Consider the following 7,307-nt stretch of genomic DNA (forward strand, 5'->3'; position numbering starts at 1 on the left):
TAAAAAGGACAAAGTAGAAGTGGATAAAAGTTCAGATAGCTTATCGCATGAAGATGTATTGTCTTTAGAAAAAAATTCTGTTTTTACAAATGAAACGCTTGTTTATAAGGGTGTTTTTGAAGGAAAATATTTTGGGGATAAAATTGTTTTGAAATTAGCAGATGATAAATTTACTGCTGAATACAAAGGTCAATCTTATAACGGAGAATTATTCAAAAAAGATGATGGATCGTTGATGGAGATTGATTCAAAAAAGAAAAAATTACCTTTTCAATTTTTACGTTGGTCGGACAATTCGGAGATTATGATTCTCAATGAAGATGGAATGGCTGATGATAATGGTGAAAATTATTTAACAAGAATTTCAGACAAATGAAAATAAAATTTACATGGATTTTAAGTCTTATTGCAATTACTTTTTTAGTAAGTTGTAATTCTTCTTCAGCCAGTAAAAATGATGAATTAGGAAAACGTTTTTTCGAAAATTATTCATCTCGAAAAGATTACAAGAAAATGTTGTCTTTTTACAATGATAGTTTGGTATATGAAAATGTAGCACAATATTCGGGAGGTTCTACGGTAGATCCGCGTTATTTATTGAATGATATTATTCGTTGGAGTGATCAAACGATGCAATATGAAAATAATAAATTATTGAAAGTAAATGAATTATTTTCTAACGATTCGATGATTATTGCAAACGGAGAATTTTCGCCTTATACCTATAATGGAATGAAGTTTCCAGCGATGAAATTCACGACATATTTGTATTTAGATCAAAATTCGAAAATCAAAAAACAAGTTGATTGGTTTAATTATCCAATTGAGGATATTATAGAGTTGTATCAATTGCAACAAGGTCAAGACAAAATAAAACTAGATAAACAATAGTTTTTAGTAAATCCAGTTAGAGTTTTTTAACTGGATTTTTTTATTTTTAGATATGATAAGAATTGCCGTAGAAAATGATATTCCTGAACTGAAAAGAATGATGATAAAATTGTTACAACATCATCAAGAGTTTAATGCATTGTATCAAATAGATTTGACCTACAAACATGATATTGATGATTTTTTCAAGGGAATTTTACATCAACAGAATATAAAAATATTTGTAGCCGAAATAGAAAATCAGTTGACGGGATATATTATTTGTTCGAAACATCTTCGTCCGAAATATTTTGTGATTAAATCAAAAGGAAGAATAGATTCGTTGTATGTTGATGCAAATTATCGCAATCAAAACATCGCTTCTAAATTGGTTAAAGAAGCGATAAATTTCTTGAACGATCAAGCATATATTGAATTAGAATTTACAGCTGAAAATCAATTTGCAAAAGGTTTTTGGCTGAAAAATGGTTTTGAGATTTTGAATCATCAATGTATTTTGAAATTGAATTAATATCAAAAAAAAAGCTCCAAAATAGGAGCCTTTAATTTATTGTTCAGAATTGAAATAGACTTTATAATAATACATTTTCTTTTCTTCGTCAAAACCACGCTCCAAATATTCTTCAGCTGCATCAGGATTTGTCAAATCTAATTTGATGTTAATCTTTGTATCTAATTTAATTTCACTTTTAATTTTCTTAGATTCTTTCATCAAAGTTGGAACTGAAACTTCGAAAGCTTCCACAAATTCAACACGATTATTTTCGCTATAATCTTTCTTATATTCTTTGAATTCATCAATAATTTCGAAAGGTTTCAAAACTTGATCTTCAAAAATTTCATTCGTTACAACTTCATTCGAATTCAACACATTTATCGAATTTGAGATAAATTCTGCTTGTTGTTTTTTGTCTGTTTTATCCAAAAGAAAATCATTCGAGAAATCTGTAATCAACTCCATATATTTCTTCGTATGGTAATTGTTATCCTTAATCAAATCAATTTCCAAGAAATTTTTCTTCCAATATTCTGACTCCACATTTTTATCATCGATAGAGTAGACGCGGAAACCTTCGTCGCGATAAGCATCAAGAATAAGACAGGCTTTGTCGATTCCTTCTAGCTTATAACCTTTCCAAATGTTGTAATCTAAACCACGTGATTCGTCAAAACGCAAGAATTTCTTCTTATTCTCTAATTTATAAATTCCAATTCCACGGCAAGGAATTCCGTCGAACATCATATTTTCGAAAAGGGCAATAAAAACTTCACCACTTTTGATCTGCGGATGTAATGATTTCTCGTATAAATGACTTAAAACTTCTTGCGAAAAATCGATAAAATCTATTTCTTCATCAAACATTTGCTTGCATTGATTATACAAAACATTAAATTCTAACTTTTCTGTATAATGCGTGAAACGATTAATTTCGAGTGTTTTTTTGAAAGGACTTAATAAGAAAGGTACCAATTGTTCTTCCTTAGATTCATCGTATTCTAGTGTTTTATCGGCAAAAATGTTAGCTTCTTCTCGAACTTTATGTCCAACTTTTTGTAAACTAATAAAGGCGATGTAAGCATTTTTAACGTCAATCATTTTATATAATTTCTTAAAAACAAAAGTAATCAATTCAGAAATCAATACAAACGATGTCAGGAATAAAAATATTTAACAAAATTGTCAAACAAAATTGTTAATGCAATTCATTGAATTTGAATGGCTTATAAATTATTTTGATTGTTATAACATTTTCTATGGTTTAAACTTATAATTATGGCACGGAAATAGTATTAGGAGAAATGTCTTAATTTATTAAAAAGTTGGGTGATGAAAAAAATTAAATTTACACTTTTAGGAGTAGCTTTTACAGCCATGTTAGCTGTTGGTGTAAATGCTCAAGATAGAGGTCAAAGAGGTGGTGAGAGAAGTTCTTCTTCAAGAGAAGCAACTTCAAGAAGTCAAGGGAATGGACGCTCTGAAATGGCTAGAACAGAAAATAGAACTAGCCGTATTGAAGGAAATAGAACAGAAAGAATAGGTCGTGGAAATTCTACGAATGAATCTTGGAAAAATTCTACAAATAGAACAGAACGTGAAACTAGTACACGTATAGATAGAAATAATACTGCTATTGTAGGTAGCAGACCAAGTTCTAATAAAGATTGGAATAATAGTAGAAATAGCCAAGGAAATCAAGGCAATAGATCTGAGAGTTTAAAAAACAGAGATTTCTACAACAATCCAGTTCGTATAAATTCTAGCTCATACAACAGAGGAAACCGACCAGTTTCTAATGTGAATGTAAGAAACTATAACAAGTATTCGTATAACAGTTATAACTTCTACGGAAACAATGGTATTTACTATCGTCCTTATAACAATGGATATGTGAGATATATGCCATATGTAGGATTTAGAATTAATATTTTACCAGTAGGTTATGTAACAATTAATATTGGTAATAGAAATCCATATTATTTCTACGAAGGAGTTTATTACAGCCCTAATAGAAATTATTATGAAGTAGTTCAAGCTCCTCTAGGTGCTATCGTATATGCGTTACCAGCAGGATATGAAAGAGTAGATTATGGAGGCGAGTATCTGTATGAATTTGGAGGTGTTTTATACCAAAAAATTTACAACAGAGGAACAAGAGCTTATCAAGTAGTAGGTTATTTAGATTAGTATAGGTTTTAGTAGTTAAGTAAAAGCCCAAACAGATTATCTGTTTGGGCTTTTCATTTGTAGCGAAGAGCAGAATCGAACTGCCGACCTCAGGGTTATGAATCCTGCGCTCTAACCATCTGAGCTACCTCGCCTAAATTTTAATTTTTGCAAAGGTAATTTTTTTTTGATTTTATAACAAAACTTATTTTGATTTTCTTTGGTAGATACAATTCATTTTATATCTTGCGACTTCAATAAAATAGAATTATGCCAAAAAAGAAATATCAAGTAGAATTTTCAATCAAGTCTTCACCGTCTTTGCTATATAACTATATTTCAAACCCTTCTGGTTTATCAGAATGGTTTGCAGATAACGTAAATTCTCGTGGAGAAAAATATACTTTTATTTGGGATGGACACGAAGAATCTGCATTTTTGATGAAATCTAAGCAAGATGGATACGTGCGCTTTCAATGGGAATATGATGAAGATACAAAATATTTCTTCGAATTAACAATTGTAGAAGACGATTTAACGAACGATGTATCATTAGTTATTACAGATTTTGCTGATGAAGACGAAGTAGAAGAATCAAAACAATTGTGGGAAAGTCAAATTGAAGATCTAAAAAAAATCTTAGGATCTGTTTAAAATCTATTATTTTGAAAATTAACTTAGGTGGCGTTATTGTCGAAAAAGCAAATGCAGAAATAGGAATTCAGAACAGAGCTTTTCGTAATGGTGATGCTGTAAAAGAAATTTTGCGATTTGTAAATGGTGAAATTATTGATTGGGAAGATTATTATTTCAATTTAATGGCTTCTATGCGTATTTACCGCATGAATATTCCGTTAGATTTTACACCAGAATTTTTTCAAGAACAAATCAATTTATTAGCAGAAGCAAATCAGACCAAATCAGGGAAAGTAGAATTTTTTGCGTTCAGAAATGATGAGGGCGATTATCTAAAAGCATCCATCAATTATTTGATTTCCATTGAAAATAGTGAAAATGATTGGGAGTTTTTACAAGCTGAAAACGAAATTGATGTTTACAAAGATTATGCAATCAATACTGCATTTTATTCACTTGTAAATACGTATCGTCCAGAAGAAAATATTGCAGAAATCTATCGTTTAGAGAATGATTATGCTGATATTATTTTGCTAAATGCAAACAAAAAAATGGCGCGTTCTTTACGAGGAAATATTTTTGTTGTGAATGGAGAAACGATTCGTACACCGAAAAAAGAAGAAGGTGTTATTACTAGTGTTTTGAGAAATAATTTCATTACAAAAATTAATAAAGCCGAAGAATTTAAAGTAGAAGAAGTCGAAATTTTTCCATTTGAAATTCAGAAGGCAGAAGAAGTTTTCATTTTGATTGATGGAATTGGAATTTTACCAATTACCAAAAATCGTAAAAAAGAATACACTTTAGACAAAACAAAATCGATTTTTAAGTATTTATAATTGATTAATTCATAGAAGGATCAGCGGGGGTGTTTAGCCAAATTAAGTTCTCACCTCCAAGCTGTTTCATCAATTTTTTCCACAAATCAGCATCCCAACGCTCAAAAATATCAAAATCCAAATCCGTTACAGCCCACGAATTATTGTTTAATTCATCTTTGATTTGCTTTGGTGCCCAACCACAATATCCAATAAAAAACTTGATTTCATCTTGACTAATCAAATTCTGATTTACTGCATCACGCACATCTTCATATACGCCAGACCAATATAAATTTTTAGTAATTTTTTCACTATTTCTGATTAAATCAGGTCGTTTGTGAATATAATAGATGTTTTCTTTATCGACAGGTCCACCTTCAAAAACAATAGATGCAGACTCCATTTCAGATACAAAAATACTAATCGGAATATGAGAAGAATGATTAAGAATAAAACCAATACTTCCAGATTCTAAGTGTTCTGTAATTAAAATTACACTTCTCTGAAAAATATCGTTACTTAATGTTGGTTTTGCGACCAAAATAACTCCTTTTTTTATACTTTTGATAGACATTTTTGTTTCGGTTTTGTTACGTGAAATCTTAACGAAATATACAATTAGCTGTTTAAAAATATAAAATAATCATTAATGAAACAAGATTTAAGTTATAAAAGAAAAGTTTACGAAAAACAGTCGATGAATTTTGATTCGTTAAGAGAAAATCCGATCGAACAATTTCGTGATTGGTTTCTGCAAGCTGAAGAATCGGATGGAGTGGATGAAGCAAATGCGATGTCTGTTGCAACGATTGGTGAAGATGGATTTCCGAGAACGCGTGTTGTTTTATTGAAAAGATATACGGACGAAGGTTTTATTTTTTATACGAATTACAACAGTCAGAAAGGAAAAGCTTTATTAGAAAATCCGAAAGTTTGTTTGTCATTTTTTTGGCCATTTCTAGAAAGACAGATTATTATAAAAGGTGTGGCTGAAAAAACTTCGGATAATAATTCGGATGGATATTTCGAAACACGTCCAAGAAGTAGCCAGTTAGGCGCTTGGATTTCGGCGCAAAGTTCTGTGATTGATGAGCACGAAGATTTAGCGACAGAGGAATTGGAATTAGAAAAAAAATACGAAGGAAAAGAAATTCCTCGTCCAGCACATTGGGGAGGTTTCTTGATTCGTCCAACTGAGATAGAGTTTTGGCAAGGACGTCCAAGTCGTTTACACGATAGAGTTCGTTATGTTTTACAAGACGATTTTGATTGGAAAAAAGAGCGTTTAGCACCTTAAGATATAAAACAAAAGCCTCTAATTAAGAGGCTTTTGTTTTTGATGTATAGTCTAATAATGGTTCGTATTCTTTTAGGAAAGCAGCTTTTTTTTGAAACAATAAGTTATTTGAAACTTGATCTACAAAGTATAAATTTTCGATTAAATTTTCAAAAGCATTGTTGTTATAACCTGTAGAGTCAAAAAAGAAAATCCAATCTTCATCTATAAAATATTGTGCATTTTCAATTTCTCGAATAGTTATTTTTTCCTTTGCGATTTCACTTTGTAGAATATCTTTTGTTACATTTTTAAGTTGCTCTATTTGATTATTCAAAACTGTTAAAGCTTCGATTCTTAGCTTTTCATGAATGGGTTTTGTTGCAAAATTAATATGAGTTCTAATTTCATTTACCAATTGAATATTTGCTGATAAATCTGCTTCAACTTTGATGCAATCTTCTAACAAAATAGTTTTTTGTTCATCTAAATTAGATTTGAAAAATATTTTGATATTGTCTAAATATTCTGAGAACTCAGCTTCTTTTTCCTTATTTATTTGCTCTAATTCTTCTTTAACTTTCAGTACATCTTGTTTTTTATTGTAAACAACATTGTTGTATTTGAATGGTTGCGGCTTTTTTTGACCAGTAAAAAAATCTAATTGAAGTAAATCAATTTGTAAAGCTAAATATTGTTTTGCAACTAAAATATTTTCATCCGAAAACAATTCATTCGTAGGAATATTTTGTTGTTTATTCGTTAAATCAACTTCTTTAATTCGATCAAAAGGTAAATCATAATTTGTAAAAAAATGATTGTAAACTTTAGGGTAATTGTATTTATTATAAATGGTTTTAAACGTTTCAATAAATTCTGAATTATTTATTTCATTAACACGGTATAAATTTAATTGAAAGAAAAAATTGAATGTAAATTCTTCTTCAAATTCATTATTTTTTTGAAGTAATGTAATTGCTTTTGGAGATTTATCTATTTCCTTTAGATTTGAAAATCT

Annotated in this window: 10 protein-coding genes and 1 tRNA gene; 7 read left to right on the top strand and 4 right to left on the bottom strand. The window is 29.7% G+C overall.

Annotated features, from left to right (window positions below):
• The 3 genes from B2X73_RS03315 to B2X73_RS03325 all read left to right on the top strand — a co-directional run.
• A partial coding sequence (locus tag B2X73_RS03315; protein WP_291095713.1) for a hypothetical protein occupies positions 1-376 on the top strand: 376 nt, incomplete at its 5' end.
• Positions 373-891: a hypothetical protein gene (locus B2X73_RS03320; RefSeq protein ID WP_038330521.1), complete on the top strand. Its 519-nt coding sequence runs from the start codon at positions 373-375 to the stop codon at positions 889-891. The genes B2X73_RS03315 and B2X73_RS03320, both read left to right, overlap by 4 nt.
• Positions 892-943: 52 nt before the next feature.
• Positions 944-1,402: a GNAT family N-acetyltransferase gene (locus B2X73_RS03325; RefSeq protein WP_038330524.1), complete on the top strand. Its 459-nt coding sequence runs from the start codon at positions 944-946 to the stop codon at positions 1,400-1,402.
• A 36-nt stretch (positions 1,403-1,438) separates the two neighbouring features.
• Here the strand turns inward: B2X73_RS03325 and B2X73_RS03330 are convergent, their stop codons facing one another.
• Entirely contained in the window at positions 1,439-2,488 is a 1,050-nt protein-coding gene (locus B2X73_RS03330) for a nucleoid-associated protein (protein WP_038330727.1), read from the bottom strand.
• A gap of 231 nt (positions 2,489-2,719) precedes the next feature.
• On the opposite strand from B2X73_RS03330, the gene B2X73_RS03335 reads away from it, so the two are divergent.
• Positions 2,720-3,577 (top strand): DUF6515 family protein, encoded by an 858-nt coding sequence (locus B2X73_RS03335; protein WP_125349476.1) that lies wholly within the window; start codon positions 2,720-2,722, stop codon positions 3,575-3,577.
• A gap of 60 nt (positions 3,578-3,637) precedes the next feature.
• Here B2X73_RS03335 and B2X73_RS03340 read toward each other — a convergent pair.
• Positions 3,638-3,711 (bottom strand) — tRNA-Met (locus tag B2X73_RS03340).
• Positions 3,712-3,826: 115 nt separating this feature from the next.
• Between B2X73_RS03340 and B2X73_RS03345 the strand changes: the two genes are divergently transcribed.
• Both B2X73_RS03345 and B2X73_RS03350 read left to right on the top strand, forming a co-directional pair.
• Complete coding sequence (locus B2X73_RS03345) at positions 3,827-4,210, top strand: START-like domain-containing protein (protein WP_038330532.1); 384 nt, start codon at positions 3,827-3,829, stop codon at positions 4,208-4,210.
• Between the two features lie 11 nt (positions 4,211-4,221).
• The gene (locus B2X73_RS03350) at positions 4,222-5,031 is read left to right on the top strand and encodes an aminotransferase class IV (RefSeq protein WP_291095715.1); all 810 of its coding nucleotides are present in this window, start codon (positions 4,222-4,224) and stop codon (positions 5,029-5,031) included.
• A 4-nt stretch (positions 5,032-5,035) separates the two neighbouring features.
• Here the strand turns inward: B2X73_RS03350 and B2X73_RS03355 are convergent, their stop codons facing one another.
• Positions 5,036-5,587, bottom strand: a complete 552-nt coding sequence (locus B2X73_RS03355; protein WP_291048426.1) for a YqgE/AlgH family protein — start codon at positions 5,585-5,587, stop codon at positions 5,036-5,038.
• A gap of 75 nt (positions 5,588-5,662) precedes the next feature.
• On the opposite strand from B2X73_RS03355, the gene pdxH reads away from it, so the two are divergent.
• Positions 5,663-6,310, top strand: coding sequence for a pyridoxamine 5'-phosphate oxidase (gene pdxH / locus B2X73_RS03360; protein ID WP_221855228.1), 648 nt, complete (start codon positions 5,663-5,665; stop codon positions 6,308-6,310).
• A 22-nt stretch (positions 6,311-6,332) separates the two neighbouring features.
• Here pdxH and B2X73_RS03365 read toward each other — a convergent pair.
• Positions 6,333-7,307, bottom strand: a 975-nt coding sequence (locus B2X73_RS03365) for a hypothetical protein (RefSeq protein ID WP_291078605.1), incomplete at its 5' end; no start/stop codon positions are given.

It is taken from the genome of Empedobacter sp. UBA7252, assembly GCF_002472765.1.
Lineage (GTDB): Bacteria > Bacteroidota > Bacteroidia > Flavobacteriales > Weeksellaceae > Empedobacter > Empedobacter falsenii_B.

Bases quoted from the DNA above. Each gene is read 5' to 3' on its own strand.
- B2X73_RS03320 (WP_038330521.1), top strand. From the start codon at position 373: ATGAAAATAAAATTTACATGGATTTTAAGTCTTATTGCAATTACTTTT.
- pdxH (WP_221855228.1), top strand. From the start codon at position 5,663: ATGAAACAAGATTTAAGTTATAAAAGAAAAGTTTACGAAAAACAGTCG.
- B2X73_RS03330 (WP_038330727.1), bottom strand. From the start codon at position 2,488: ATGATTGACGTTAAAAATGCTTACATCGCCTTTATTAGTTTACAAAAA.
- B2X73_RS03335 (WP_125349476.1), top strand. From the start codon at position 2,720: ATGAAAAAAATTAAATTTACACTTTTAGGAGTAGCTTTTACAGCCATG.
- B2X73_RS03355 (WP_291048426.1), bottom strand. From the start codon at position 5,587: ATGTCTATCAAAAGTATAAAAAAAGGAGTTATTTTGGTCGCAAAACCA.
- B2X73_RS03325 (WP_038330524.1), top strand. From the start codon at position 944: ATGATAAGAATTGCCGTAGAAAATGATATTCCTGAACTGAAAAGAATG.
- B2X73_RS03345 (WP_038330532.1), top strand. From the start codon at position 3,827: ATGCCAAAAAAGAAATATCAAGTAGAATTTTCAATCAAGTCTTCACCG.